The organism is Terrabacter sp. R4-6 (assembly GCF_057529065.1).
In genome coordinates, this window is sequence record NZ_CP197224.1 from 2,665,570 (window position 1) to 2,691,339 (window position 25,770).

Here is a 25,770-nt window from a genome sequence, read left to right on the forward strand (position 1 = left end):
CATGACATCTCACACTGACGCCATCGATGCCCGCGACATCGCCAACCTGGGCCACGTGCGTGACCTCTTCGCACACGCCGACCCCGTCCCGAGCGACCTCGCCGAGCGGGTCAAGTTCGCGATCACCGTCCACGCGCTGCACGCGGAGGTCGCCGAGCTGATGGACTCGGCCCTGCTGACGACGCGGGGCGCCGACGCCAAGGTCGAGCCGACACCGACCGACTCGGTGACCTTCACGGCCGCCTCGGTGAGCCTCATGGTCTCCTCCGGACCCGCGGACTCCGACGACATCGACGACCGCGTGCGCGTCGACGGGTGGGTCACGACGCCGGGCGCCCAGATCGAGGCCGTGACGACCGAGGGCAGCTCGACGGTCATTTCGGATGCGAACGGGCGCTTCGTTCTGGATGATCTACCCCATGGGCCGGTGCACTTCGTCGTCACCGACCCGGGCAACGAGGACATGCGACCGGTCATCACCCCGACGATCCAGATCTGACGATCCGGCTTGACGTGGTGGCCGGCCCCTGAGCGAGAGGCCGGGCGGGAGCCATCGATCTGCTCGAGAGTGCACGCACGCTGCGCGAGCAGGGTGCCGCGGACAACATGGCCGGCAGGCCGGTCGACGCGGCGCGCTCGCTGACGGCGGCCCTCGACGAGATCGACCGCGTCGCGGGCTCGGCCCCTTCGCGGGACCGGCTCGACCTGCGCTGCAAGACGCTCATCACGCTCGCCCTGACGGAGTTCATGCTGTCCGGGGTGGAGGCCGCCCTGGCCCGGCTCACGGAGGCCGAGGCGCTCGTCGACGAGCTCGGCGACGACGCGCTGCGGGCTCGCCTCGACTACCAGCGCGCCAACATCCACGGCCGCGTCGGTGACCTCGCCTCGGCGTGGGACGGGCTCGAGGGGGCGGTGCGCAGCCTCGACGCCTTCACCGAGCGCGAGCAGTGCTCGGTGCACCTGAGCCGCGGCATGCTCGCCTTCGAGCTGCTGCGGCCGCAGGAGGCGCTCGAGTCCTTCGCCGAGGCGGCGCGCCTCGCGCACGACCTCGGCGGGGCGGCCCAGGAGTTCATGGCCCGTCACAACGAGGGGTACGCCGCCTACCTCCTCGGTGACATCCCGCGCTCGCTCGCCGGCATGGCGCTCGCCGAGGAGCTCGAGTCCGACGTCTTCAAGGGGCCGGCGCGCCTCGACCGCGCCCAGGTGCTGCTCGAGGCGGGGCTCGTCAAGGAGGCCGTCGAGGCGCTGCACGGTGGCCTCGAGGCCCTCGAGGGCGACGGCCACGACCAGATGCGGGCCGAGTTCGAGCTCGCCCTCGCGCGCGCCCACCGGCTGCTCGGCCACCTCGACCTCGCGGCGTCGGCCGCGACGTCGGCCCGGGAGACGTACGCCCGCATCGGGGCGACCGCGTGGGCGGCCAAGGCGATGCTCGTCGGGCTGCTCGTCGAGCTCGACCGGCAGCGGCGCACGCGGCGTGGCCGCGAGCGCGAGGGCCGACGCGAGAGCCCACGCGAGGGCCGCCGCGAGGGCACCGAGCACGGCGACGACGGACGGCGCGACGCTGTGGGCCCGGACACCGAGCTGGTGCGGCACCTCGTCGGCGTCGGGGACGCCACGGTGGCGCTAGCGGCAGCCCTGACCGCGGACGAGCTGACCGAGACGGCGACCGAGCTCGGCGACTCCGAGCTCGCCGACAGCGCACGCGTCGTCGCGGCGCAGGCACTCCTGCTCGCCGGGGACCCGGCAGGGGCCAACACGAGGCTGCTCAGCCTCGAGCGGGTCTCCACGGGCTCCCTCTCCGACGAGCTCGATGCCGCCGTCGTCACCGCCATGACGCTCGTCGCGACGGGCGACCTGACGCCGGCCCGACGCATCCTCGCGCGGGCCTCCCGTCGCCTCGCGGCCGGTCAGGAGGGCAGCGCCAGCCTCGACCTGCGTACCGCCCGCGCCGTCCACGGCGCCCGGCTGTCCGAGCTCGACCTCGAGCTCGCCGTGCCTCGGGGGAGCGGCGCGGTGCTCGAGGCCCTCGAGCGGTGGCGCAGTGCCACCGACCGGCTGCCCTCGCTCGGGCGGCCCGACGACGAGCAGCTCGCCCAGCTCACCGAGCAGCTGCGCGCAGTCCGAGGTCACCTGCGTGGGGAGGCTGATCCGGAGCAGGCGCGCGAGCTGCACGACCACGCCTCGCGCCTCGAGCGGCAGATCCGCGACCGGGACTGGGCCCTGAGCCGCAGCGGCGGAGCCTCGCGTGCCGTGCCCGTGCGGGTCCGCGAGGCCCGTGAGCACCTGACCCGGGTCGACCGCGACCTCGTGTGGTTCTTCCGTCACCGCGGCCGCATCGGTGGGGTCGGGGTCGTCGGCGGTCGCGCGACGATGCGTGACCTCATGCCGGCCGACCGTGCCGCAGAGCTCGCGCAACGCATCCGCGTCGACCTGCGGGCCGCGGCCACGCACCACCTCGGCCCGCTGTCCGGCGCCGTCTGGTCGTCGCTGCGTGCGAGCGCCACCGAGCTCGACGAGAGACTGCTGCGGCCGTGGCGCACCGACCGCGGGCTCGTCGTCGTCACGTGCCCCGAGCTGTCGGCCCTCCCGTGGGCCCTCCTGCCGTCGATGACCGGTCGTCCGTTCACGGTGGCCCTGTCCCTGACGTCTTTCACCCGCCGGGCGTCCTCCCGTGACGAGGCTCCCCGCCCGGCCCCGGTCCACGTCAGCGTCGGCCCGTCGGTGCCGCGCGCATCGGGTGAGGGTCGCACGATCGTCGGCACGTGGGGCGAGGTCGCCCACCTCGCCGAGCCGTCGCGACGGGCCGAGCTCGTCGGGGCGCTCGCCCGCCCGGGTGTCGTCCACGTCGCCGCGCACGGCACCCACCAGGTGGAGTCGCCGCTCTTCTCCTCGCTCGTGCTCCACGACGGTCCCGTCTTCGCCCACGAGCTGCAGCCCACCGGTGTGCGGGCCGACCACGTCGTGCTGTCGGCGTGCGAGGTCGGGCTCACCTCGCCCCGACCCGGCCACGAGTCCCTGGGCCTCGCCCTGTCGCTGCTCTCGCTCGGCGCGCGGTCGGTCGTCGCGGCCGTGTCACCCGTGCCCGACGACGTCGCCGCCACGACGATGACGCGTCACCACGAGCTGCTCGCCTCGGGCCTCCCGAGCGACGAGGCCCTGGCCCGCGCGGTCGCCGAGACCGACGACGTCGCCGCCGCCTTCCTCAACCTCGGCGGCCAGCACCGTCCCTGAGCACGCCCCCATCCCGAACCGAACGCAGGGTTCGATCGCGAACTCAGCGCTCTAACAGTGAGTTCGAGACCGAACGCGGCGTTCGGTCGGGTCCGTGGCGGGTCTGTGGCGGGTCTGTGGTGGGTCAGGCGGCCTTGCGGCGGGCCTTGATCTCGCGGCGCTTGCGTAGCGCCATGGCGAGGGCGATCTTGCGCGCGTCGATCGACAGCTCGCGGAGCATGCCGGAGATCGGGTTCGTGTAGCCGGTGAACCACAGGCCCTTCGCGCCGCGCGCGGTCCGGCCGCCCCGCTCGACCGGGCGTCCCTTCTCGTCGAGCACCCCGAGATGCCCGATGAGGGGCTCGAGCCCCTGGCTGTAGCCGGTCGCGAGCACGACGACGTCAGGCGTCAGGCGTGAGCCGTCGGCAAGCACGACGCCGTCGCCGTCGAACTCGCGCAGCGCGGCCACCGGCTCGACGGCTCCGGACCGGATCGCGTCGATGATCCCGACGTCCTGCACGGGGATCGCGTTGTCGCGCTCGACCCGGGTCAGCAGGCCGGTGTCGGGTCGAGGGAGGCCCTGCGCCGACAGGTCGGGGGTCTGCAGGCGTCCGACGATCGGCGCCACCTTGTCGACGAAGGCCGTGGGCAGCCGCCGCACGGCGATGCCGGTGTACTGCGCGGCATACGGCCCGGTGTTGCGGCGCAGGATGTGCGGCACGGTGCGCACGGCCAGGCGTACGCGCGCGGCACCGTGCTCGACGAGGTCGACGGCCAGCTCGGTACCGGTGTTGCCCGTGCCGACGACGAGGACGTCCTTGCCGGCGTACGCCGACCCGTTGCGATAGTCCCGAGCCAGCACGACCTCGCCCGAGCAGCCCTGCAGGCCGGGCACGTCCGGCTCGCGCGGCGTGTGGTTGAAGCCCGTGGCCACGACGGCGTACGGGGCCGTGAGCGTCGTCCCGTCGGCGAGCGTCAGGGTCCACGACTCACCGTCCGCGGAGCGGTCGACCCGGCGCACCTCGGTGCCGAGGCGCACATTGAGATGGTGGTGGGCGGCATACAGCTCGAGGTAGCGCACGACGTCGTCGCGCGCGACCCAGCGGCCCATCTCCTTGGGGATCGGGAAGCCCGGGAGGCCGGAGAGCTCGCGCGGGGTGTGCAGGTGCAGCCGGTCGTAGTGGCTGCGCCACGACGTGCCGACACCGGTGCTCCGCTCGAGGACGACGCCGTGCAGGCCGCGGGCCTTGAGGGCGGCGGCCGTCGCCAGCCCGCCGGGGCCGGCACCGATGATGTACGCGTCGACCGGGACGCTGCGCTGGGTCACCGGGCAAACGTAGCCGCCCACCCTCGACAGTTCTCGGCAAACCCCGCACCGATCCGAGCGGTGGGCAGCATGCTGGAGCCGTGACCCCTCAGTCGGGCCCGACTCCTCCCGAGGAGCAGGGAGCGGCCCCGAACATGTTCACCCGGGAGCGGATCGGTGAGGGCGGCGCGGCTCGCGTCGCCACCCTCGTCGCCCTCCTCGACGCACAGGAGCAGCAGCCGGCCGTCCGGCGGCTGCGGGCCTGGGCGTTCGAGGCCCTCGCGCCCCGGCCGGGGGAGTCCGTCGTCGACGTCGGCGCGGGTCTCGGCACGGAGCTGCGTCGTCTCGCCGAAGCGGTCGCCCCCAACGGGCGCGCGGTCGGCGTCGAGCCCAACCCCGGCCTGCGCGAGGAGGCGTCACGACGAGCGGCCCTGCTCGGGTCCGCCGCGACGTTCATCGACGGTGACGCCGGCGACCTGCCCTTCGCCGACGGGGCCGTGCACGTGCTGCGCTGCGAGCGCGTCTTCCAGCACCTCGCCGACCCGCAGGGCGCCGCCCACGAGCTCGCCCGGGTGCTGTCGCCCGGGGGACGCGTCGCCGTCCTCGACAGCGACTGGGGCACCGTCATCAGCCACCCCGGCGACCCTGACCTCGTGCGGCGCTACACCGAGGCCAACTGGCGACGCATGCCCAACCCCTTCGCGGCGCGACACCTGCCCAACCAGCTCCGGGCCGCCGGTCTGCTCGTCGACCACGACATCGGCTCGGCCGCGCTCGTCATGCCACCGCGTGCCCTGCTCGGCAGCGGCGTGGTCCACCGCAACGCCGACGCCGCCGTGCAGGAGGGGGCCCTGACCCGCGAGGAGGCCGACCGGCTCCTCAGCGACGTGATGGCCGCCGCCCGTGCCGGCACGGCGTTCTTCTCCGTGACGATGTTCGGGGTCATCGGCCGCAAGCCCGACTGACGGCCGGGCGCTCACCGCCGGGACGCGGGCTCCTCGGCGCCGACGTGCTCCTCCAGCCAGGCGGTCAGCGGCCGCACGGCCCGCCACGTGTCCCTCACCTCGACCAGCGTCCGCCTCGTCGACAGCCACGCGGGGGCGCCGAAGTCGCGGGAGACCATCAGCTCCTTGTGGCGCAACGTCGCGATGCGTGGGTGGTCGGCGGCATACCCCCGCGGGGTCGTCTTGACCTGGTCGCCCATCAGCTCGAAGCCCGCGCTGCGCAACGCCCTTAGGACGGTCTCCAGCTCGAGGCCGCTCGAGGGCGCGTCGACGGCCGACCGGAAGCGCGCGGTCTGCGCCGGGCTCACGGCCCGGAAGCCGCCACCCGCCCGCAGGCCGTCGGCGCTGACCTGGACGTAGTAGCCCAGGACCGTGCCGGAGCCGACGAGCGCGCCCTGGTGGGTCTTGTAGGGCGACTTGTCGGCGCTGAAGCGGACGTCGCGGTTGGGCCGGAAGAGCTTGGCCGGGCCGAACTCGTCCTCGAGACCGTCGAGCAGCGCGAGCATCGGCTCGCGCACGTCCCGCTCGTAGGCGTCCTTGTGCGCGAGCCACCAGTCCCGGGAGTTCACGTCCTCGAGCTCGGCGTAGAAGGACAGGGCGCCGGGCGGGAAGCCGTCGAAGGCGGACGGGGAGCCGTCGTCGGGGCGCTCACGCGTGCTCATGTGGCGACTCTGACACCGGGACCGGGTTGTTAGGCAAGGCTTACCTGTGCTTTCCTGAATTCCGTCACGTCGCCGTGGCGTAATTGCTGAGAACAACCTGAGAGAAGGCACCCGTGCTCGCGAGCAACGCGCTCATCGGACTACGAGAAGGACTCGAGGCTGCCCTCGTGGTCGTCATCCTCGTGGCCTTCCTTGTCAAGACCGATCGCCGCTGGGCCCTGCGCCACGTGTGGACGGGGGTCGGCGTCGCCGTCGCCCTGTCGGTCGCCCTCGGCGCCCTGCTCACCTACGGCACGAAGCAGCTGACCTTCGAGGCCCAGGAGCTCATCGGCGGCAGCGCCTCGATCATCGCGGTCGTCTTCGTGACCTTCATGGTCTTCTGGATGAAGTCCGCTTCTCGCACCATCTCGGGCGAGCTCAAGGGCAAGCTCGACCGGGCCCTCGACATGGGCCCGTTCGCGATCGCCCTCGTCGCCTTCCTCGGCGTCGGGCGCGAGGGCCTCGAGACGGCGATCTTCTTCTACGCCACGACCGAGGCCGCCGGCCAGGGCAACAACCAGCCCCTCATCGGCTGGGTCATCGGTCTCGGCGGCGCCGTCGTGCTCGGCTGGCTCCTCTACCGGGGCGCGGTCACGATCAACCTCGCGAAGTTCTTCCGCTACACCGGCATCCTGCTCGTCCTCGTCGCGGGCGGCATCCTCGCCTACGGCATCCACGACCTCCAGGAGGCCGGCTTCCTGCCCGGCCTGACGACCCTCGCCTTCGACGTCAGCGCCACCGTCGACCCGGGCAGCTGGTACGCCACCCTGCTCAAGGGCATCTTCAACTTCACCCCCGCGACGACCGTGCTCCAGGCCATCGCCTGGGTGCTCTACGTCGGCATCGTCCTGACCCTGTTCCTGCGCCCTGCCCGCCCCGCCTCCCCGGCCCGCCCGACGCAGCAGGCCCCTGCCGTGACCCCGACGAGCGACGCGCGTCCCACCGTCGCCGCCTGAACGTCCCGGCCGGCCCCTCCGCACTCACCCCGAAGCCCTCCAGGAGAACCACCATGCCCCGCCCTGCCCTGCGCCCTGCCCTGCGCCCTGCCGTGCGCACCGCCGTGCCCGTCGCGCTGTCGCTCGCCGCAGCCCTCGCCCTGACCGGCTGCACCGACAAGCCGGCCGCGACGGCGGGCTCCACGGCGGCCGGGGGAGCCGGGGGACCGATCACCGTCAGCGCCACCGACACGGCGTGCACGCTGAGCGCCACGACCGCCAAGGCCGGCACGGTGACCTTCCAGGTCACGAACTCGGGGAGCAAGGTCAACGAGTTCTACCTCTACGCCGAGGGTGACCGCATCGTCTCCGAGGTCGAGAACATCACGCCCGGCCTGAGCCGCGAGCTCAAGGTCGAGATCACCGAGCCCGGCACGTTCACGACCTCGTGCAAGCCCGGGATGGTCGGCGACGGCATCCGCGGCGCGTTCACCGTGACCGGCACCGCCGTCAAGGGCAGCGCCGACGCCAAGGTCGCCAAGGCGATCAGCGACTACAAGGCGTTCGTCGCCTCCGAGGCCGACGAGTTCGTCACCGGCACCCAGGGATTCGTCGCCGCCGTCAAGGCCGGCGACGTCGCGAAGGCCAAGTCGCTCTACGCCCAGGCCCGCCACCCGTGGGAGGCCATCGAGCCGGTCGCCGAGAGCTTCGGCGACCTCGACCCGAAGATCGACGGACGCGAGGACGTCATCGCCGACGGCATGGCGTTCACCGGCTACCACCGTCTCGAGAAGGACCTCTGGAAGGACGGCCTCCAGAAGGACTCGGGCGCCATCGCCGACCAGCTGCTCGCCGACGTCACCGAGATCGCCGCCAGGAGCAAGACCGTCGAGCCCACCGCCCTGTCGATCGCCAACGGTGCCAAGGCCCTGCTCGACGAGGTCGCGACCGGCAAGATCACGGGAGAGGAGGAGCGCTACTCGCACACCGACCTCTGGGACTTCGACGGCAACCTCGAGGGCTCGCGCCAGGCCCTCGCCGTGCTGCGCCCCGTCATCGCCGAGCGCGACCCCGCCCTGCAGAAGGCACTCGACGCCGACTTCACCGAGCTCTCGAGCCTGCTCGCGAAGCACAAGACGGGCGCCGACTACAAGAGCTACACCGCGCTGACCGACGCCGACATCAAGGAGCTGACCGTCTCGCTCGACGCGCTCTCCGAGCAGGTGTCGAAGGTCCCCGGGGTCGTGGAGGCCAAGTGAGCCCCTTCCCCGAGGAGGCCGGCGTCCCCGAGCGCGCCGACGCGACGGTCCCCGGGGCCGAGGCCGATGGTGGCGTGAGCCGCCGCCGGCTCCTCGGCGTCTCCGGGACGGCCGCGGTCGCCGGCGTGGTCGCCGGCGCCGGGACGGTGTATGCCGTGTCACGCGGTGACGATGCCGCCGCGGCAGGTGCCCCGACGTCCACCGCAGCGCCTGCGCTCGCGCTCGACGCGCCCATCCCGTTCCGCGGTGAGCACCAGGCCGGCATCGTCACGCCGGCCCAGGACCGCCTCCACTTCGTCGCGCTCGACGTCGTGACGAAGGACCCCGCCCAGCTGCGCCAGCTCCTCAAGGACTGGACCCGCGCGGCCGAGCGGATGACCGCCGGCGCCGAGGCGGCTCCCGGCGGCCTCGTCGGTGGCGGTCCGAACCGGGCACCCGAGGACACCGGCGAGGCATACGGCCTCCCGGCGTCCGGGCTCACGATCACGATCGGCTACGGCCCGTCCCTCTTCGACGACCGGTTCGGCCTCGCGTCGAAGCGCCCGGCCGCGCTGCAGGACCTCCCGGCCTTCACCGGCGACCAGCTCGACCCGCGCCGCACCGGCGGCGACCTCTGCATCCAGGCCTGCGCCAACGACCCGCAGGTCGCGGTCCACGCCGTGCGCAACCTCGTGCGGCTCGGCTTCGGGGTCGTGGCCGTGCGCTGGTCGCAGCTCGGCTTCGGCCGCACGTCGTCGACGTCGACCGCGCAGGCCACACCGCGCAACATGTTCGGCTTCAAGGACGGGACCAACAACGTCAAGGCCGAGGAGCCCGAGGGCCTGGCGCAGCACGTGTGGGTCGCGCCCGACGACGAGACCGGCGGTGGCGCGTGGATGGCCGGCGGCTCCTACCTCGTCGCGCGCCGCATCCGGATGCACATCGAGGTCTGGGACCGGACGAGCCTGCAGGAGCAGGAGGACATCATCGGCCGGGACAAGAAGGAGGGGGCTCCGCTCGGCCAGGCCAAGGAGTTCGACACGCTTGACTTCGCGAAGAAGGGGCCGGACGGCCAGCCCGCGATCCCCGTCAACGCCCACGTGCGCCTCGCCCACGAGAGCCAGCTCGGCGGCGTCCGCATCCTGCGGCGCGGCTACAACTTCACCGACGGCTCCGACGGCGTCGGTCACCTCGACGCGGGTCTCTTCTTCCTCGCCTACATGCGCGACCCGGGCAAGCAGTTCGTGCCGATGCAGCGGGCGCTCGCCAAGGCCGACGTGCTCAACGAGTACATCGAGCACAACGGCTCGGCCGTCTTCGCCTGCCCGCCCGGCGTCAAGGACGGGGAGCACTGGGGCCAGGCGCTGTTCGCCTGACGCGGACCCTCGGAGCGCTACTGGCTGACGCGGACCGTCAGGCAGCCGGGGCGCACGGTCGCGCTCACCTCGGTGGCCTCACCGATGACGTCGCCGTCGATCTGGACCGGCACGGGCCGGTCGGTGCGCACGCGGATCTCCTTGCACGCCTTGTGGTCCAGGGTCGGGTGACCCTTGCGCTGGCGGGTCGCGACGCGCGTCGCCACCGGCACCCAGCCGACGACACCACGCGGTGACGCGATGACGGCGTCGAGCTGCCCGTCGTCGACACGGGCGTTCGGCATGAGCACGAGACCGCCGAGCAGGCGCCCGCAGTTGCCGATGACGACCATCCTTGCGCGGCGGCGGAACTCGAGCTCGTCGTCGACCTTGACGGCGATGCGGAACTCGGGCGAGATCAGGTGCTTGAGGCCCGAGACCATGTAGGCGGGCCAACCGACCTTGGCCTTGAGGTTCTCGTTGGTGCCGGCCATGATCTGCGCGTCCATGCCGACGCCGCTCATGACGAGGAAGTAGAGCATCTCGGGTCCGGCCGGCTCGTCCGCGTCCGCGTCGTCGCCCGAGGACGTCGCCCCCAGGACGAGCTCGCCGACGTCGATGCGCCGGTTGCGACCCGTCAGCGCGACGGCCACGGCCGCCTCGAGCGCGACGGGCAGGTCGAGGTTGCGCGCGAGCAGGTTGCCGGTGCCGGCCGGGAGGATGCCGAGCGCCGTCTCGGTGCCGACGAGGGCGGTCGCGACGTTGCGCACGGTGCCGTCGCCGCCGAGCGTGCACACGATGTCGGCCCCGTCGCGGACGGCCTGCGCGGCCTGTCCCTGACCGGGGTCCTCGACGGTCGTCTCGTAGTAGAGCGGCTCGCCCCAGCCGTTGGCGAGGCAGGTGGCCGTGATCCGCTCGCGCACGGCGGGAAGGTCGGTGAACTTCGTCGGGTTGATGACGATCCCGGCCCGCTTGAGCGGAGCCGGGGCCTCGTCGCCGCTGCGGAAGTGGTCGCGCGGCGGGCGCGGGCGTCGGCGCAGGGTCGCGGTCGCCTCGGGCGCGACGCGGGTCAGGACGAGACCTCCGATGACGAGCGCCAGCACGACGAGGCCGGCGACGATCCACGGCAGGTAGTCCTTGAGCACGAAGACATACGGTATCCCCCGCACGGTGCTGTCCCCGAACTGCCGCTCACCGGCGGGCGCCGCGGCCCTAGGCTGGGCGCCATGAGCGAGCCCCCCACCGACCCCGGGCCGTCGACACCCGACGACGCGGACTGGACGTGGGTCCTGACCCGTCCGTGCCCCGACTGCGGCTTCGACGCCGCGGCCGTCGAGCCCACCGACGTGCCGGACCTGCTCCGTGACGCCGGGCAGCGGTATGCCGCGGCGCTGGGTCGCGAGGACGCGCGCACCCGTCCGGCCGAGGGCGTCTGGTCGACGCTCGAGTACGCCTGCCACGTCCGCGACGTCTGCGACGTCATGCGGGGTCGGCTCGAGCAGATCCTCGCGGGAGGCGGCGAGGTCGTCCGCTTCGCCAACTGGGACCAGGACGAGACCGCCGTCGAGCAGCAGTACTGGCGGTCCGACCCCGACGTCGTGGCACACGAGGTCACGGCGGCGTTCGAGGCCGCGGCGACGGCATACGCCCTCCCGGCGGGTACGCAATGGGAGTGGCCGGCCCTGCGGAGCAACGGCTCGGAGTTCACGGCCCGCACCCTCGCGCTCTACTTCACCCACGACATACGCCACCACCTCTGGGATGTGAACGCATGACCCTGCCCATCGACGTGCCCCTCCAGCTGCCCGAGCCGCGCACGCCCGACCCGCACGACGCGCCCGCCATCCGGTGGGGCGTCCTCGCCCCCGGCGGCATCGCGCACGCCTTCGCCGACGCCGTGGCGGTCGGGACGTCGTCGTCGGTCGTCGCCGTCGGCTCGCGCAGCCGCGAGCGGGCGCAGGACTTCGCCGACGAGTTCTCGGTCCCGCGGGCCTACGGCTCCTACGAGGAGCTCGTCGCCGACCCGGAGGTCGACGCGATCTACGTCGCGTCGCCGCACTCCGAGCACCGCGACCACGCGCTGCTCGCCATCCGGGCCGGCAAGCCGGTGCTCGTCGAGAAGGCCTTCACCCGCAGCGCGGCCGAGGCCCGCGAGGTGCTCGACGCCGCCGCCGAGCAGGACCTGCTCGTCGTCGAGGCCATGTGGAGCCGCTTCCTGCCGCACTACGACGTCGTGCGGCACGTCGTCGAGACCGGACTCATCGGCGAGATCGTCACCGTCTTCGCCGACCACGGCCAGCGCCTCTACCCGGGTGGGCCGGCTCGCCTGTCGCAGCCCGAGCTCGCCGGCGGTGGCCTGCTCGACCTCGGCGTCTACCCCGTGTCGTTCGCCGACCTCGTGCTCGGCGCGCCGACGGCCGTCGCGGCCACCGGCACGCTGACCGACCTCGGCGTCGACGCGACGACGACGATCACCGTCACCGGCGCCGGGGGAGCGCACGGCGTGCTCTCGTGCACGATGGCCGCCGTCACGCCGGTCTCGGCCGTCGTCGCCGGCACCCAGGCACGCCTCGAGCTGTCCGGCGCCTTCTACGGTCCGGGCTCGACGATCCGGCTCGTGGGGCCCGACAACGAGCTGATCGACGAGCGGCCCGGTGGCCTGACCGAGGACGTGCGCGGCTTCTCCTACGAGGCGGCCGAGTTCGCCCGCTGCCTCGTCGCCGGCGAGACCGAGTCGCCCCTCCTGCCGCACTCCACGACGCTGCGCGTCATGGAGACGATGGATGCCGTACGCCGTCAGGTCGGGGTCGTCTACCCCGGCGAGTGAGGTGGGGGCGGGCATCACCCCCAACAGGTGATGCCCGTCGAGGTCGGCCCGACGAGGATCGAGTGTCATGACGACGACGACATCGCTCACGGCAGCCCAGGCAGACCTCGTCCGCGAGACCGAGCCCGCCCGCCTCGCCGAGCTGTCCGAGGACGAGCTCATCGAGCTGCACCAGCGAGTGCGCCGGGCCCGCACCAAGCACGTCGGCCTCTACCGGCGCCAGGCGAGCGCACGGGTCGCGGCCAAGGGAGCCCGCGGCGCGGCCCGACCCGCCAACCGCCTCAACGCCGACCGGGCCGAGGTCTTCGAGCTGGCGCTGGCACGGGTCAGTGCGCGGCTCGGCGTCGTCGCCCGCGCCGCGGCCGCCGACCTCAAGGCCGAGCGCCTCGCCGCGGCCCGTGAGGTCAAGACCGGCACCGGTCCCGGCTCGGCGGCCTCGTCGAGCGGCGCCGCGTCGGTGCCGTCGGGCAGGCGGCGTGCGACGAAGACGACGGGCGGCCTCAAGCGTGACGCGTCCTCGCAGTCGCAGGGCGCCCGCCGACAGGCCAAGAAGGACGCCCGCTAGGTCCGGACGGGCCCGACGGCATACGCCATCGGGTGTCGCGCTCGCGTGTCCCGGAGCCCCGGCTCAGGCCCCGCTGATGTTGGGATCTCGCCAGCCGCGTTCGAAGGGCAGGCGCCACGTGAACGGTGCGACGAGCTGATGGATCTGGTTGGGCCCCCACGTGCCGGGGTCGTAGGGGCGCACGATGGGCGGGTTGTCGAGCAGCGGCTGGCTGATCTCCCAGAGGCGCTCGATGCCGTCAGCCGATGTGAAGAGCGTGCGGTCGCCGCGGGCGGCGTCGTAGATCAGTCGCTCGTAGGCCTCGAGCACCGCTCCGGCCCAGTCGGTTTCGCCCATGGAGAACTGCATCGACAGCTTGTCGAGCTTCATGCCCGGGCCAGGACGCTTGCCGTAGAAGGAGAGTGACATCCGCGAGCGGTCGGCGAGGTCAAAGGTCAGGTGGTCGGGCCCGTTGTCGCCGACACCGGAGCCGGGCGGGAACATCGACCGCGGCGGCTCCTTGAAGGCGATCGAGATGATGCGCGCGCCTTGGGCCAGGCGCTTGCCGGTGCGCAGGTAGAAGGGGATGCCCGCCCAGCGCCAGTTGTCGATGAAGCACTTGAGGGCGACGAACGTCTCGGTCTGGCTGTCGTGGGCCACGCCCTCCAGGTCGCGGTAGCCGACGTACTGACCGCGCACGACGTCGTGCGGCTCGATCGGCGTCATCGAGCGGAAGACCTTGTTCTTCTCCTCGCTGATGGCGTGCGGCTCGAGCGCGGTGGGCGGCTCCATCGCGGTGAAGGCGAGCACCTGGAAGAGGTGTGTGACGACCATGTCGCGGTAGGCGCCGGTGCTCTCGTAGAAATCGGCACGCTGCGCGAGGCCGAGTGTCTCGGGCACGTCGATCTGGATGTGGTCGATGTGGTTGCGGTGCCAGATCGGCTCGAAGAGCCCGTTGGCGAAGCGGAAGGCGAGGATGTTCTGGGCCGCCTCCTTGCCGAGGAAGTGGTCGATGCGGAAGATCTGCTCCTCGTCGAAGACCTCGTGGAGCTCGGCGTTGAGCTTGCGGGCGCTCTCGAGGTCGGTGCCGAAGGGCTTCTCCATGATGATCCGGCTGCGCTCGACGAGACCGGCCTCGGCCAGCTGGTGCACGACGGCGAGGGCCGCTTTCGGCGGCACCGACAGGTAGTGCAACCGCCTGGCGTCAGCACCGAGGACCGCCTCCGACTCGTCGACGGCGGCCCGGATCCCTTGCGGCCCAGCGCTGCCCGGCACCCAGTGGATCCGCTCGGCGAACTCGCGCAGGTCTTCGTCGCTCACGTTGTGACTGCTGTGCTCGCGCACCGATGCGAGCACGAGGTCGAGGAACTCGTCGCGGGTCAGCTCGTCGAGCGAGGTCGCGACGACGCGCAGGCCCTCGAGGAGCTGGGACTCGTGCAGGTGCAGCATGCCCGGGAGCAGCTTGCGCCTGGCGAGGTCTCCGGTGGCGCCGAAGAGGACGACCGTGGTGGCTGGCATGGCTCCAGCGTGGCGCAGATCGGGCGCCAGTGGGAGGTACGGTCCGGTCCGAACGCGCGAAGAACCACCACGGAGACGTCAGCCGTGGGAACCTCAGCCATGGCACACGGGGCCGGGCACGACGCAGACCTGCCGGCTGACAGGGGAGCGGCGGAGCCCGCTTCGGGGCGTCTGGCGCGTCTGCGGCTGCGCGGCGAGGACACCGCCACCCGGTACGCCCGCAAGTACATGGACCTGTCTCGCCGCATCCCCGCGGCCAAGGTGCCGCTGGAGATGGCGGCGCTCTACGTCGCCCGCCAGGGCATGCTGCTCGCCAGTGCCGTCGCGTTCCGGACCTTCCTGTGGCTGCTCCCGCTCGCGCTGCTCGTGTCCGGTCTGGTGGCGGGACTCAGCCGCGCGATCCCCGGTGCGGCCGACGACGCGGTCGCCGTCACGGGGGTGACGAGCACCATGCGCCAACAGATCACGGCGGCCCTCGAGGAGTCCACCCGCTCGTGGTGGGTGGCCGTCCTCGTCGGTCTCGTCCTGTCGCTGTGGACGACGCGAACCCTCATGCGCAACCTCGTCATCGTCAACGCTCACGTGTGGGACGCCCAAGTGCCCCATCGCACGCAGCGCGAGCTGATCCGCGCGACGTTGGTCTTCGGTGCGGCGTGGCTGGGCATCTTCCTCGGTGCGGCGCTCGTCGTGAGACTGGACAACCTCCTGCCGGGCGGCATCCTTCTGTCGTTCGTCAGCCAGGCGGCGATCTCCGGCGCAGGCTGGGTGCTCATCACCCTGCACCTGCCCGACCGGCGTCGGTCGTGGACGGACCTCCTGCCCGGTGGACTGTTGTTCGGAGTGGGTCTCGCCACGCTGCACGTCGTCAGCCGCGTCTACCTGCCGGCCAAGATCGAGCACTCCTCGGCTCTTTACGGCTCTCTCGGTGTCGCCGGCGCCGTCCTCGTGTGGCTCCTCGTCGCTGGCCACCTCATCGTGGGCTGCGCCGTCCTCAACCGGGTGTGGCTGCGCCACCGTGACCCGACGTTCGACCCGGACTTCGACGCGTCGCTGATGCTGTTCATCGAGCGGGTCGAGCAGTTCGAGCAGGCCGCGGCACCGTCCGTGCGTGTGACGTCCGACCCGGCCGGGGCTCCCTCCGAGGAGGACTCGGGCGACAACCGCCCCTGAGCCGGCTCGGCGGGCCTATGCTCGGGCCATGCTCATCATCGGCATGATCCTCTTCGGCATGCTCGTCGGCGCCGCCGCCCAGCTCATCCTGGGCCGCGAGGGCAAGAGCATCGACTGGACGATGGCCATCGTCGCGGGCCTCGTCGGCTCGTTCGTCGGCGGCCTCCTCTCGAGCCTCATCGCGGGCGACGGCCTCGCGCTGCGCCCGAGCGGCATCATCGGCTCGATCGTCGGCGCCGTCATCGTGACGGCCGTGTGGCGCTGGAGCCGCACCCGCAGCGTCACCCGCTGACCCGGCGCGCTCAGAGGGCCTCCACCCGGACCCGCCCTCGCTTCACGCCCCAGCGGTGGGTCAGGCGTATGCCGTCGAGCAGGCTCTCGTCGTGGCTGACGACGAGCACCGTCCCCCCGAAGGCCGCCACGGCGGCCTCGAGCTGCTCGATCGCGTCGACGTCGAGGTGGTTCGTCGGCTCGTCGAGCACGAGGACGTTGACCTCGCGGCCCTGGAAGAGCGCCATGAGGGCCCGCGTCCGCTCGCCCATCGACAGGCTCCTGGCCGGACGTGACACGTGCTCGGACCCGAGCCCGAACTTCGCGAGGAGGGTCCGCACCTCGGCGATCGGCCACTCGCTCCCCGACCTCGGGTGGGTCCCGAGCTCGCGTCGCACGACGTCGAGCACCGACGCGTCGTCGTCGAGCAGCTGTCGGCGCTGGTCGATGACACCGACGGCCACGCGCGTCCCGAGGCTCTGGCGGCCGGACGCGAGCGGCAGGTCACCGAGCAGGGCGCCGAGGAGCGTCGTCTTGCCCGAGCCGTTGTCGCCGACGAGCGCGATGCGGTCGCCGCGGCCGACGACGAGGCTCACCGGGCCGAGCCGGAAGCCGTGCCGCTCGACGACGGCGTCGGACAGGGTGGCCACGACGTCGGCGGAGGGCCGGCCCTCGGTGATGGCGTAGCGCAGCTGCCACTCCTTGCGCGGCTGCTCCACCGCATCGAGGCGGTCGGCGGCCCGTTCGAGCCGGCCGCCCTTAGCCGCCTGGCGGTCGGCCCGGGCCTTGTGCTTCTCGCGGATGTGCTTGTCGGGCTCCTTGCCGAGCGCGACGTTGCGTCGTCCCCGGTCGGCCCAGTCGTGCCGCTGCCGGGACTGCGCGAGCAGCGAGTCCCGCTCGGCGGCATACCCCTCGTACGCCTCCCACGCGTGGGCGCGCGCGAGCTCGCGCTGCGCGACGAAGCTGCTCCAGCCGCCGGAGTAGTGGCCGATGCGCTGCTGCTTGACGTCGAGCTCGACGACCCCCGTGGCCACCGCGTCGAGGAAGGTGCGGTCGTGGCTGGCGACGAGGATCGGGCCCTCGTGCGCGGCGACGAAGTCGGCCATCAGGGTGAGCCCGCGGGCGTCGAGGTCGTTCGTCGGCTCGTCGAGGAGCAGCACGTCGTACTGGCTGAGCAGCACGGCGACGAGGCAGGCACGGGCTGCCTGCCCGCCGGACAGCGTGCCGAGCGGGCGGTCCGACGCGACGTCGAGCCCCACGCGCGCGGCCACCTCGGGCAGCCGCTCGTCGAGGTCGGCGGCCCCGAGCGCGAGCCAGCGCTCGAGCGCCGCTGCATAGCGGTCCTCGCTGCCGTCGTCACCCGCGGCGATCGCGGCGGACGCGGCCTCGAGCTCGATGTCGGCGGCCGCGACGCCGGTGCGGCGACGCGCATACGTCAGGAGGGTCTCCGACGGGTCGGGGACGACCTGCGGGAGCCAGCCGACCGTCGCGTCGCGCGGGGCGAGGCGGATCGTGCCGGCCTCGACGGGCAGCTCGCCGACGACGGTGCGCATGAGCGTCGACTTGCCCGACCCGTTGGGGCCGACGACGGCGAGCACGTCGCCGTCGGCGAGGGTCAGGTCGAGACCGGAGAAGAGGGTGCGCGCCCCGAAGGCGACGTCGAGTCCGGAGATGGTGAGGGTCGTAGACATGAGAGGTCCTGGATGGTCAGCAGGGCCCCGCGGGTGACGTCAGTCGGTCGTCGACCGGTCAGCGGCGGGCGGGCTCGAGGCATCAGGAGATCCACACGGGAGAGAAGGTATGCGGCGACCCAAGCCCGCGTCCAGCGCTTTTCCGCCGTTCTCGGGCCACCCGAACCCCGCCCCGGCGGAGTTGTCGCGGTCCGTGGGGCGTGGACTCGCGACACAAGTCCGCCCGGGCGGAGTGGTGGTGGCGCGGCTCAGGAGAGGGCGGCGTCGTGCACGACGATGGCGATCTGGACCCGGTTGTCGGCCCCGAGCTTGTCGAGGACGCGCGACACGTGGGCCTTGACGGTCGGCACCGAGAGGTAGAGCTCGCGGGAGATGTCGGCGTTCGACAGACCGCGGCCGATGGCGAGGGCCACCTCGCGCTCGCGGTCGGTGAGGGTCCCCAGGCGGGCCTCGGCGTCCGCGCGGCGGCGGTCACCCGCGTCGGAGCCGCCTCCGCCCGTCGCGACGTGGGCCATGAGCGTGGCCGTGACGCTCGGCGACAGGATCGGCTCCCCGGCGGCGACGAGGCGCACCGCCTCGACGAGACGCCGCGGCTCGGTGTCCTTGAGCAGGAAGCCGTGCGCGCCGGCCCGCAGCGCCTGCACGACCATGTCGTCGGCGTCGAACGTCGTCAGGACGATGACCTTGAGGTCGTCACCGCGCGCACCCCGGACGGCCCGGGCCCCCTCGGACAGCAGCGATCTCGTCGTCTCGAGCCCGTCGCGGCGCGGCATCCGGATGTCCATGAGGACGACGTCGGGCCGGTGCTCGTCGACGGCCCGCTCGCCGTCGATCCCGTCACCCGCCTCCGCGACGACGTCGAGGTCCGGCGCGCCGCCGAGGATCATCCTCAGCCCGGCGCGCACGAGCGCGTCGTCGTCGACGATCACGACACGCGTACGCCCCTGGTACCCGCTCATCGCGACCACGGTAGCCGGGCGGCGAGGACGAAGTCGCCGGCCCGGTCGGGGCCGTAGGTCAGCTCGCCGCCGGCGAGGACGGCGCGCTCCGTGAGCCCGAGCAGTCCAAGCCCGGATCCGACCGTGACGTCCGGGCGTATGCCGTCAGCCGGGTCGCTGCGCCCGCGCGGGACCGTGTTGCGCACCGTCACCCGCACCGCCTCGTCGTCGAGCCCCCCCTCGGGAGCCGTCGCCACCGTGACCCGGACGGCTGCGCCCGGGGCGTGCTTGCGGGCGTTCGTCAGGCCCTCCTGCACGATCCGGTAGGCGCCCCGCGACACCTGCTCGGGCACGTCGTCGAGGTCGCCCGACCGGTCGAGCCGGACCGTCGTGCCGCCCGACCGGGCCTCGGCGACGAGCGCGTCGAGGTCGGCGAGCGTCGGCTGCGGCGGCTGGGGCGAGCCGTCGGCGGGGGCGCCGGAGCCCGGCACGTCGCGCAGCACCCCGAGCACGGCCCGCAGCTCGGTCAGGGCCTGGTTGGCGCTCTCGCGGACGACCTCCGCCGTCTCGGAGACCTGCTCGGGCGTGAGGTCGGTGCGGTAGGCGAGGGCACCGGAGTGCATGGCCACCAGGGAGATCCGGTGTGCGAGGACGTCGTGCATCTCGCGCGCGATGCGGGCCCGCTCGGCCACCTGCGCCTGGACGACGCGCATCGCCTGCTCGCGCTCGGCCGTCAATGCCCGCTCGTGGAGCGAGGCGACGAACGCCCGGCGCTCGCCGACGGCCCAGCCGATGGCGACGCTGACGGCATAGCTGAGCAGCCCGATGATGACGTTCGGCAGCGTGACGACCTCGTCCTCGGTCGGGTAGATCATCGAGTGACCCCACCCGGCCACCATCCACGGCACGAGGACGACGGCGATCTCGCGCCACCGCCGCCGCGTCGAGAGGGACACGAGGGCCACGACCGACGGGCCGACGGCGACGGAGGAGATCCCGGACAGGGCAGCCGTCGCGACGGCGACGGCGAGCGGCCAGCGGCGGCGCCACAGCAACAGGGCCGTCGCGCCGAGCCCGATCGCGACGTCGACGAGGAGCCAGTCCTTGCCGAACGTCGGCTCGACGTGGCGGTGGTCGAGCTGCGCCTGCACGGCGCCCCAGATCGCGAGCCCGAAGAGGAACGCGATCCCGAGCCGCCACGTCTCGCCCCACACGTGGCCGCGTCGGGTGCGGGCGATCCGGGGCAGCGGCACCCGGCCAGCGTAGGCGCGGACCCGGCGTCACGGCATCCGACCAAGGTCTCGTCCCGACGGCCCCCCCGGACCTCCGACCCTGAGCACGGACCCTGACTCCGGTCAGGGTCGGCTACGACCTAGGTAGGGGTCGGAATCAGGCTTGTGACGGATGTGCGGGGCCCTCCTGACCCGGGAGGGTGGAGCCCATGATCACAGTGGAACGACTCACCAAGCGCTACGGCCCGTTCACGGCCGTCGACGACGTCTCGTTCGAGGTCAAGCCGGGCCTCGTCACCGGCTTCCTCGGGCCGAACGGTGCCGGCAAGACGACCGCGATGCGCGTCATGGCCGGCCTCACCCCCGCCACCTCGGGCCGGACCACGGTGCTCGGCAAGCCGTATGCCGCCCTGCCGAACCCGGGCCGCCACGTCGGCCTCCTGCTCGACGCGTCCGCCCAGCACGCCGGCCGCACCGGCCGCGAGGTGTTGACCCTCGGCGCGATCCTGATGGGCGTCGGCAAGCACCGCGTCGACGAGATGGTCGAGCTCGTCGGCCTCACCGAGAAGGAGGCGAACCGGCGGGTCCGCAACTACTCCCTCGGCATGCGCCAGCGCCTCGGCATCGCCCACGCCCTGCTCGGTGACCCCGAGGTGCTCATCCTCGACGAGCCGGCCAACGGGCTCGACCCCGCCGGCATCCGCTGGATGCGCGACCTCCTCCGCGGCTACGCCAACGAGGGCGGCACCGTCCTGCTCAGCTCGCACCTGCTCAACGAGATCGAGCGCGTCGCCGACGAGATCATCGTCATCGGCCACGGCAAGATCGTCGCGCAGGGCACCAAGGACGAGCTCCTCGCCGGGGCCGGCACCTACACCCGCTCCACCGACGACGACGCCCTCATGGCGGCGCTCGCCGAGGCCTCGATCGTCGCCCAGCGCACCCCGACGGGTGGCCTCCAGGTCGAGGCCGAGCCGATCGCCGTCGGCCGCGTCGCCGTCGCCCACCAGATCGTCCTGACCGAGCTGCGCGGCGCCGACAGCCGGGGTCTCGAGGAGATGTTCCTCGACCTCACGGCCGACGCCGCCCGAGAGGAGGTGGCGGCATGACCGCCACGACCACGACGGTGCCCACCGGGCCGCCCGTCTCCAAGAACGCCGAGTCGGCCCTGCCGACGCACGCCAAGGTGCCGAGCCGCATCGACGGCCCGCGGCCCACGACCGGGGTGCCCTTCGGCCGCCTCATCCACGTCGAGCTGCGCAAGATGCTCGACACCCGTGCCGGCCGCTGGCTCCTCATCGGCATCGGGGCGATCATCGCCATCGCCCTGACGATCATGTTCTTCAACGAGGGCGGCCAGCACGCCTTCGGCGAGTACCTCCAGGCCACGACGATGCCGATGGCGCTCATCCTCCCGGTCGTCGGCATCCTCGCCGTCACGGCCGAGTGGAGCCAGCGCACCGGCCTCGTCACCTTCGGTCTCGAGCCGCGCCGCATCCGCGTCGCCTGGGCCAAGCTCCTGTCGGCGCTCCTCGTCGGCGTCTGCGCCTTCGCGCTGGCCCTCGTCCTCGCCGCCCTCGCGCACCAGGCCGCGATCACCTTCCGCGGCATCACCGGCGACTGGTCGACGGACGCCCTCGTGCTCCTCGGCGCCGGCGGCTACGTGCTGCTCGGCATCGCCCAGGGCGTCGGCTTCGGCATGCTCTTCAAGAACACGCCGGCCGCGGTCGTCGTCTTCTTCGTCCTGCCGACCGCGTGGTCGATCCTCGGCTCGATGGTGTCCTGGCTCCAGGACGCCGCCGCGTGGCTCGACATGAACCAGACGATGCAGCCGCTCTTCGGTGGCTCGCTGACCGGTGAGCAGTGGGCCCAGCTCGGCGCCTCGGTCGCCCTGTGGGTCGTCGCGCCGCTCGCCGTCGGCATCTGGCGCCTGACCCGCGCCGAGGTGAAGTAGCACCTCACCCACGAACAAGAGGTATGCCGTGTGCCTGACGGGGGCACACGGCATACCTCTGCTTGTTGCTGGGGCGAAAGCCTTGTCAGTGGGCGGCGTTCGTCTCCGTCTCGACGATCGGGTCGTTGACGACCTTGGCGTCGTCGGCGTCACCGCCCGGGTTCTCGGCGCCCAAGCCGGCCCGGACGAGCTCCTCGATCTGCTTGCCGGTCTCGGCGTCGACGCTCTTCCAGTAGTCGAAGGCGCGCTCGAGCACCGGCGACTTCACGCCGCCGAGCAGGTGGCCGGCGACCGTCTCGGTGAACATCTGGCGCTGCGCGTCGTCCCAGACCTCGCGGACGAGCAGGCCCGCCTGGCCGAAGTCGTCGTCGTCCTCGCGCAGCGTGTAGGCCTGGCGCACCATCGCGCCGTCGGTCTCCCAGCCCTCCTCGACCTCACCGACGGTGTCGGCGTAGCCGCGTCCCTCGCTGTTGGGGGCGTAGACGGGCTGGTCGCCGCGGTGGTCGTAGGCCATCGGGCCGTCCTGCGTGTAGGTGTTGAGGCCCTCGACGCGGGGACGGTTGACCGGCAGCTGGAGGTAGTTCGGTCCGATGCGGTAGCGGTGGGTGTCGCTGTAGGCGAAGACGCGGCCGAGCAGCATCTTGTCGGGCGAGAAGCCGATGCCCGGCACGACCGCCGACGGCTCGAAGGCCGCCTGCTCGATCTGGGCGAAGAAGTTGTCGGGGTTGCGGTTCAGGGTCATCGTGCCGACCTTGATGAGCGGGTAGTCGCTGTGCGGCCACACCTTCGTCAGGTCGAACGGGTTGAGGTGGTAGGTCTTCGCGTCCTCGTAGGGCATCGCCTGGATCGACAGCGTCCAGCTCGGGAAGTCGCCCGCCTCGATGGCGTCGTGGAGGTCGCGGCGGTGGTGGTCGGCGTCCTGGCCGGCGATGCGCTCGGCCTCGGCGCCCGTCAGACCCTCGACGCCCTGGTTGCTGTGGAAGTGGTACTTGACCCAGTGCTTCTCGCCGATCTCGTTGATCCAGAGGAAGGTGTGGCTGCCGTAGCCGTTCATGTGGCGGAACGTCTTCGGGATGCCGCGGTCGCCCATGAGGTAGGTGACCTGGTGGGCCGACTCGGGGTTGAGGCTCCAGAAGTCCCACTGCATGTGGTTGTCGCGCAGGCCCGAGCCGCCGCGGCGCTTCTGGCTGCGGATGAAGTGCGGGAACTTCATCGTGTCGCGGACGAAGAAGACCGGCGTGTTGTTGCCGACGAGGTCGTAGTTGCCCTCGGTCGTGTAGAACTTCAGCGCGAAGCCGCGGGGGTCACGCCACGTGTCCGGGCTGCCCTGCTCACCGGCGACGGTGGAGAAGCGCGCGAGCATCTCTGTCGTGACGCCCTGCTGGAAGAGGGCGGCCTTGGTGTAGGCCGACACGTCCTCGGTCGTCGCGAACGTGCCGAAGGCGCCGGAGCCCTTGGCGTGGACGTTGCGCTCCGGGATGCGCTCCCGGTTGAAGTGCGCCATCTGGTTGAGGAAGTGGTGGTCGTGCAGCAGGATCGGGCCGTCCGGACCGACCGTGAGCGAGTTGCGGTCACTCGGCGCGGGTGCCCCGGTCTCGGTGTGCGACCCGAGTCGCGCCTCCTCGCTCGGTGCCGTCTCGATGGACTCGCGGGACTTCGTGCTCTCACTCATGTCTGCTCCTTCGACGTCTGTACAGGGGCCATACCCAGTCGGCACGAGCGGTCCTAGAGTCAGGACATGAGGCTGCGCCGTGTCGTCGAGGCCCGGCCGGTGCTGCTCGCCGTGTCGGCGGGGCTCTCGGTGCTCTCGGTGCTCTCGGTGCTCGGCACGGCGGGGTGCACGGCGGGCGGGACGCTGGGCGTGTCGCCGACGGGCGGCGTGTCCGCGGGCACCGCGACGCCCGAGGTCTCGCTGACCCGGATCGACCCCGGTCCGCCGCCCGTCGTGACGGTCCCGCCGCCTTCGGCCGGTGAGGTGGCACGGGTCGTCGTGACGAAGCAGGGCTCGGCCAAGGCCTTCCGCAACGTGCCCGGTGTGCCCGTCGCCGAGGGCCGCACCTACACGGTCGAGGTGGCCTGTGCGGCCGGTCGGGCGACGGAGGGGTCGAGCTACGCCGTCTACGACGCCGCGCCCGGCACGTGGGGGCACGGGGAGCCGCTCTACTCGCGGCCGTTCGTCTGCGACGGCGCGGTCCAGCGGACCGTGCACCTCGGGCTGCCGGTCGGACGGGTCCAGATCGACGTCCGCGGCCTCCCCGCCGACGCCGTCACGGCATACGCCCTCATCCGCCCCGAATAGTCGAGTGGCCCCGCCGTCCCACGGCCCCCACCCGCCGAGCCCTTCCCCCGTCGAGTGGCCCCGTGACCCCACGAGGCCACCCGATCTCCCCGTCGAGTGGCCCCGCGACCACACTCGTCGCGTGACGGGTGTGACGGCGGGGCCACTCGAGCTGGGGCTGGTGTGACGGCGGGGCCACTCGACGTGGGGGCAGGGCGGATCTCGGTCGTGGGGGACCCGCGGGCGTGGATAGGCTGGCCCGCGTGATCGACATCAAGCTCGTGCGCGACGAACCCGACCGGGTCCGCGCCTCGCAACAGGCCCGTGGAGAGGACCCGGGGATCGTGGACGCGATCCTCGCTGCCGACGAGCGCCGCCGATCGTCCCTGGGCGAGTACGAGGCGCTGCGCGCCGAGCAGAAGACCGTCAGCAAGTCGGTCGGTGCCGCGATGGGCGCCTTCCAGAAGGCGAAGAAGTCGGGCGCCGACGACGCCGCGCACCTCGAGAAGGTGGCGCACGAGGCCCGCACGCACGCCGCCAAGCTGAGCGAGCAGGTCAAGGCCCTCGAGTCGACGGCCGACGAGGCCGGCGCCGAGCTCGACACGCTGCTGCGCCGCGTCGGCAACGTCATCATCGACGGCGTCCCCGTCGGCGGCGAGGACGACTACGTCCTGCTCGAGACCGTCGGCACGCCGCGCGACTTCGCGGCCGAGGGCTTCGAGCCGCTCGACCACCTCGCGCTCGGCGAGAAGCTCGGCGCCATCGACATGGAGCGCGGCGCCAAGGTCGGCGGCGCGCGCTTCTACTACCTCACCGGCGTCGGAGCCCTGCTCGAGCTGGCGCTGCTCAACATGGCGATCGCCCAGGCCACGGCCGCCGGCTTCACGCCGATGATCACGCCGACGATGGCGCGCATCGAGATCATGGCCGGTGCCGGGTTCATCGACGCCCACGACGAAGAGGTCTACAAGCTCAAGGACGACGAGCTCTACCTCACCGGCACGTCCGAGGTGGCGCTCGCCGGCTTCCACGCCGACGAGATCATCGACCTGTCGGACGGTCCCAAGAGGTATGCCGGGTGGTCGGCCTGCTACCGCCGCGAGGCCGGGTCGCACGGCAAGGACACGCGCGGCATCATCCGCGTGCACCAGTTCCACAAGGTCGAGATGTTCAGCTACTGCCGTCCCGAGGACGCCGAGGCCGAGCACCAGCGGCTGCTGGGCTGGGAGCGCGAGATGCTCGCCAAGATCGAGGTGCCCTACCGCATCATCGACACCGCGGCAGGCGACCTCGGTGGACCCGCGGCCCGCAAGTTCGACTGCGAGGCGTGGGTGCCGACGCAGGGCAAGTACCGCGAGCTGACGTCGACGTCGAACTGCACGACCTACCAGGCGCGCCGGCTCAACACGCGTGAGCGCGACCCGAACGGCTCGGGCACCCGTGCCGTCGCGACGCTCAACGGCACGCTCGGCACGACGCGCTGGCTCGTCGCGATCCTCGAGAACCACCAGCAGGCCGACGGCTCGGTCCGCGTGCCCGAGGCACTGCGCCCCTTCCTCGGCATGGACGTGCTCAAGCCGCTGTCCTGAGACGTGCACC

23 protein-coding genes are annotated in these 25,770 nt (G+C 72.4%); 15 read left to right on the forward strand and 8 right to left on the reverse strand.

The window, feature by feature from the left end:
- Position 1: 1 nt before the first annotated feature.
- Positions 2-499 (forward strand): peptidase associated/transthyretin-like domain-containing protein, encoded by a 498-nt coding sequence (locus ACSSS0_RS12480; protein WP_487228219.1) that lies wholly within the window; start codon positions 2-4, stop codon positions 497-499.
- Positions 500-606: 107 nt separating this feature from the next.
- On the forward strand, positions 607-3,231 hold the full coding sequence (locus ACSSS0_RS12485) for a CHAT domain-containing protein (protein ID WP_487228220.1): 2,625 nt from the start codon (positions 607-609) through the stop codon (positions 3,229-3,231).
- A gap of 124 nt (positions 3,232-3,355) precedes the next feature.
- Here the strand turns inward: ACSSS0_RS12485 and ACSSS0_RS12490 are convergent, their stop codons facing one another.
- Complete coding sequence (locus ACSSS0_RS12490; protein WP_487228221.1) at positions 3,356-4,537, reverse strand: flavin-containing monooxygenase; 1,182 nt, start codon at positions 4,535-4,537, stop codon at positions 3,356-3,358.
- A gap of 80 nt (positions 4,538-4,617) precedes the next feature.
- On the opposite strand from ACSSS0_RS12490, the gene ACSSS0_RS12495 reads away from it, so the two are divergent.
- A complete protein-coding gene (locus ACSSS0_RS12495; RefSeq protein WP_487228222.1) occupies positions 4,618-5,481 on the forward strand; it encodes a methyltransferase domain-containing protein in 864 nt (287 codons plus the stop codon).
- An 11-nt stretch (positions 5,482-5,492) separates the two neighbouring features.
- On the opposite strand, the gene ACSSS0_RS12500 is transcribed toward ACSSS0_RS12495, so the two are convergent.
- Positions 5,493-6,182 carry a DUF2461 domain-containing protein gene (locus ACSSS0_RS12500; RefSeq protein WP_487228223.1) on the reverse strand — a complete coding sequence of 230 codons (690 nt, stop codon included), beginning with the start codon at positions 6,180-6,182 and terminating at the stop codon, positions 5,493-5,495.
- A 113-nt stretch (positions 6,183-6,295) separates the two neighbouring features.
- Here ACSSS0_RS12500 and efeU point away from each other — a divergent pair, with 113 nt between their 5' ends.
- Genes efeU through efeB form a run of 3 tightly spaced genes read left to right on the forward strand, consistent with a single transcriptional unit; the run spans position 6,296 to position 9,770 of the window.
- Entirely contained in the window at positions 6,296-7,177 is an 882-nt protein-coding gene (gene efeU / locus ACSSS0_RS12505) for an iron uptake transporter permease EfeU (RefSeq protein WP_435987609.1), read from the forward strand.
- 53 nt (positions 7,178-7,230) lie between these two features.
- Positions 7,231-8,415, forward strand: coding sequence for an iron uptake system protein EfeO (efeO, locus tag ACSSS0_RS12510; RefSeq protein ID WP_487228224.1), 1,185 nt, complete (start codon positions 7,231-7,233; stop codon positions 8,413-8,415).
- Entirely contained in the window at positions 8,412-9,770 is a 1,359-nt protein-coding gene (gene efeB / locus ACSSS0_RS12515) for an iron uptake transporter deferrochelatase/peroxidase subunit (protein ID WP_487228225.1), read from the forward strand. The genes efeO and efeB overlap by 4 nt, the downstream gene beginning before the upstream one ends.
- A gap of 17 nt (positions 9,771-9,787) precedes the next feature.
- Here efeB and ACSSS0_RS12520 read toward each other — a convergent pair whose 3' ends face one another.
- Positions 9,788-10,894, reverse strand: a complete 1,107-nt coding sequence (locus ACSSS0_RS12520; RefSeq protein ID WP_487228226.1) for a diacylglycerol/lipid kinase family protein — start codon at positions 10,892-10,894, stop codon at positions 9,788-9,790.
- An 81-nt stretch (positions 10,895-10,975) separates the two neighbouring features.
- On the opposite strand from ACSSS0_RS12520, the gene ACSSS0_RS12525 reads away from it, so the two are divergent.
- From ACSSS0_RS12525 to ACSSS0_RS12535, 3 genes are all read left to right on the forward strand, one after another.
- On the forward strand, positions 10,976-11,524 hold the full coding sequence (locus ACSSS0_RS12525) for a DinB family protein (protein WP_487228227.1): 549 nt from the start codon (positions 10,976-10,978) through the stop codon (positions 11,522-11,524).
- A complete protein-coding gene (locus ACSSS0_RS12530; RefSeq protein WP_487228228.1) occupies positions 11,521-12,576 on the forward strand; it encodes a Gfo/Idh/MocA family protein in 1,056 nt (351 codons plus the stop codon). Before ACSSS0_RS12525 ends, ACSSS0_RS12530 begins: the two co-directional genes overlap by 4 nt.
- Before the next feature lie 67 nt (positions 12,577-12,643).
- Complete coding sequence (locus tag ACSSS0_RS12535) at positions 12,644-13,141, forward strand: hypothetical protein (RefSeq protein ID WP_487228229.1); 498 nt, start codon at positions 12,644-12,646, stop codon at positions 13,139-13,141.
- 63 nt (positions 13,142-13,204) lie between these two features.
- Here the strand turns inward: ACSSS0_RS12535 and zwf are convergent, their stop codons facing one another.
- Positions 13,205-14,638 carry a glucose-6-phosphate dehydrogenase gene (zwf, locus tag ACSSS0_RS12540; protein ID WP_487228230.1) on the reverse strand — a complete coding sequence of 478 codons (1,434 nt, stop codon included), beginning with the start codon at positions 14,636-14,638 and terminating at the stop codon, positions 13,205-13,207.
- 99 nt (positions 14,639-14,737) lie between these two features.
- Between zwf and ACSSS0_RS12545 the strand changes: the two genes are divergently transcribed.
- Both ACSSS0_RS12545 and ACSSS0_RS12550 read left to right on the forward strand, forming a co-directional pair.
- On the forward strand, positions 14,738-15,808 hold the full coding sequence (locus ACSSS0_RS12545) for a YihY/virulence factor BrkB family protein (RefSeq protein WP_487228231.1): 1,071 nt from the start codon (positions 14,738-14,740) through the stop codon (positions 15,806-15,808).
- A gap of 28 nt (positions 15,809-15,836) precedes the next feature.
- Positions 15,837-16,100: a GlsB/YeaQ/YmgE family stress response membrane protein gene (locus tag ACSSS0_RS12550; RefSeq protein ID WP_487228232.1), complete on the forward strand. Its 264-nt coding sequence runs from the start codon at positions 15,837-15,839 to the stop codon at positions 16,098-16,100.
- A gap of 10 nt (positions 16,101-16,110) precedes the next feature.
- Here the strand turns inward: ACSSS0_RS12550 and ACSSS0_RS12555 are convergent, their stop codons facing one another.
- The 3 genes from ACSSS0_RS12555 to ACSSS0_RS12565 form a co-directional block, all read right to left on the reverse strand.
- Positions 16,111-17,769, reverse strand: coding sequence for an ABC-F family ATP-binding cassette domain-containing protein (locus tag ACSSS0_RS12555; RefSeq protein WP_487228233.1), 1,659 nt, complete (start codon positions 17,767-17,769; stop codon positions 16,111-16,113).
- Between the two features lie 248 nt (positions 17,770-18,017).
- Positions 18,018-18,728 (reverse strand): response regulator, encoded by a 711-nt coding sequence (locus ACSSS0_RS12560; RefSeq protein WP_487228234.1) that lies wholly within the window; start codon positions 18,726-18,728, stop codon positions 18,018-18,020.
- Positions 18,725-19,960 (reverse strand): sensor histidine kinase, encoded by a 1,236-nt coding sequence (locus tag ACSSS0_RS12565; protein WP_487228235.1) that lies wholly within the window; start codon positions 19,958-19,960, stop codon positions 18,725-18,727. The genes ACSSS0_RS12560 and ACSSS0_RS12565 overlap by 4 nt, the downstream gene beginning before the upstream one ends.
- A 188-nt stretch (positions 19,961-20,148) precedes the next feature.
- Here ACSSS0_RS12565 and ACSSS0_RS12570 point away from each other — a divergent pair, with 188 nt between their 5' ends.
- Both ACSSS0_RS12570 and ACSSS0_RS12575 read left to right on the forward strand, forming a co-directional pair.
- A complete protein-coding gene (locus ACSSS0_RS12570) occupies positions 20,149-21,048 on the forward strand; it encodes an ABC transporter ATP-binding protein (RefSeq protein WP_435987596.1) in 900 nt (299 codons plus the stop codon).
- Entirely contained in the window at positions 21,045-21,893 is an 849-nt protein-coding gene (locus ACSSS0_RS12575) for an ABC transporter permease (RefSeq protein ID WP_487228236.1), read from the forward strand. Before ACSSS0_RS12570 ends, ACSSS0_RS12575 begins: the two co-directional genes overlap by 4 nt.
- Before the next feature lie 85 nt (positions 21,894-21,978).
- Here the strand turns inward: ACSSS0_RS12575 and ACSSS0_RS12580 are convergent, their stop codons facing one another.
- On the reverse strand, positions 21,979-23,565 hold the full coding sequence (locus ACSSS0_RS12580) for a catalase (protein ID WP_487228237.1): 1,587 nt from the start codon (positions 23,563-23,565) through the stop codon (positions 21,979-21,981).
- Between the two features lie 66 nt (positions 23,566-23,631).
- Between ACSSS0_RS12580 and ACSSS0_RS12585 the strand changes: the two genes are divergently transcribed.
- A complete protein-coding gene (locus ACSSS0_RS12585; RefSeq protein WP_487228238.1) occupies positions 23,632-24,192 on the forward strand; it encodes a hypothetical protein in 561 nt (186 codons plus the stop codon).
- Positions 24,193-24,434: 242 nt separating this feature from the next.
- Positions 24,435-25,760 (forward strand): serine--tRNA ligase, encoded by a 1,326-nt coding sequence (serS, locus tag ACSSS0_RS12590; RefSeq protein WP_487228239.1) that lies wholly within the window; start codon positions 24,435-24,437, stop codon positions 25,758-25,760.
- The last annotated feature ends 10 nt before the right edge of the window (positions 25,761-25,770 follow it).

Bases quoted from the DNA above. Each gene is read 5' to 3' on its own strand.
- ACSSS0_RS12580 (WP_487228237.1), bottom strand. From the start codon at position 23,565: ATGAGTGAGAGCACGAAGTCCCGCGAGTCCATCGAGACGGCACCGAGC.
- ACSSS0_RS12575 (WP_487228236.1), top strand. From the start codon at position 21,045: ATGACCGCCACGACCACGACGGTGCCCACCGGGCCGCCCGTCTCCAAG.
- ACSSS0_RS12500 (WP_487228223.1), bottom strand. From the start codon at position 6,182: ATGAGCACGCGTGAGCGCCCCGACGACGGCTCCCCGTCCGCCTTCGAC.
- ACSSS0_RS12570 (WP_435987596.1), top strand. From the start codon at position 20,149: ATGATCACAGTGGAACGACTCACCAAGCGCTACGGCCCGTTCACGGCC.
- ACSSS0_RS12525 (WP_487228227.1), top strand. From the start codon at position 10,976: ATGAGCGAGCCCCCCACCGACCCCGGGCCGTCGACACCCGACGACGCG.
- ACSSS0_RS12535 (WP_487228229.1), top strand. From the start codon at position 12,644: ATGACGACGACGACATCGCTCACGGCAGCCCAGGCAGACCTCGTCCGC.
- ACSSS0_RS12485 (WP_487228220.1), top strand. From the start codon at position 607: ATGGCCGGCAGGCCGGTCGACGCGGCGCGCTCGCTGACGGCGGCCCTC.
- ACSSS0_RS12550 (WP_487228232.1), top strand. From the start codon at position 15,837: ATGCTCATCATCGGCATGATCCTCTTCGGCATGCTCGTCGGCGCCGCC.
- ACSSS0_RS12560 (WP_487228234.1), bottom strand. From the start codon at position 18,728: ATGAGCGGGTACCAGGGGCGTACGCGTGTCGTGATCGTCGACGACGAC.
- ACSSS0_RS12585 (WP_487228238.1), top strand. From the start codon at position 23,632: ATGAGGCTGCGCCGTGTCGTCGAGGCCCGGCCGGTGCTGCTCGCCGTG.
- zwf (WP_487228230.1), bottom strand. From the start codon at position 14,638: ATGCCAGCCACCACGGTCGTCCTCTTCGGCGCCACCGGAGACCTCGCC.
- ACSSS0_RS12480 (WP_487228219.1), top strand. From the start codon at position 2: ATGACATCTCACACTGACGCCATCGATGCCCGCGACATCGCCAACCTG.
- ACSSS0_RS12530 (WP_487228228.1), top strand. From the start codon at position 11,521: ATGACCCTGCCCATCGACGTGCCCCTCCAGCTGCCCGAGCCGCGCACG.
- ACSSS0_RS12555 (WP_487228233.1), bottom strand. From the start codon at position 17,769: ATGTCTACGACCCTCACCATCTCCGGACTCGACGTCGCCTTCGGGGCG.
- ACSSS0_RS12545 (WP_487228231.1), top strand. From the start codon at position 14,738: ATGGCACACGGGGCCGGGCACGACGCAGACCTGCCGGCTGACAGGGGA.
- efeO (WP_487228224.1), top strand. From the start codon at position 7,231: ATGCCCCGCCCTGCCCTGCGCCCTGCCCTGCGCCCTGCCGTGCGCACC.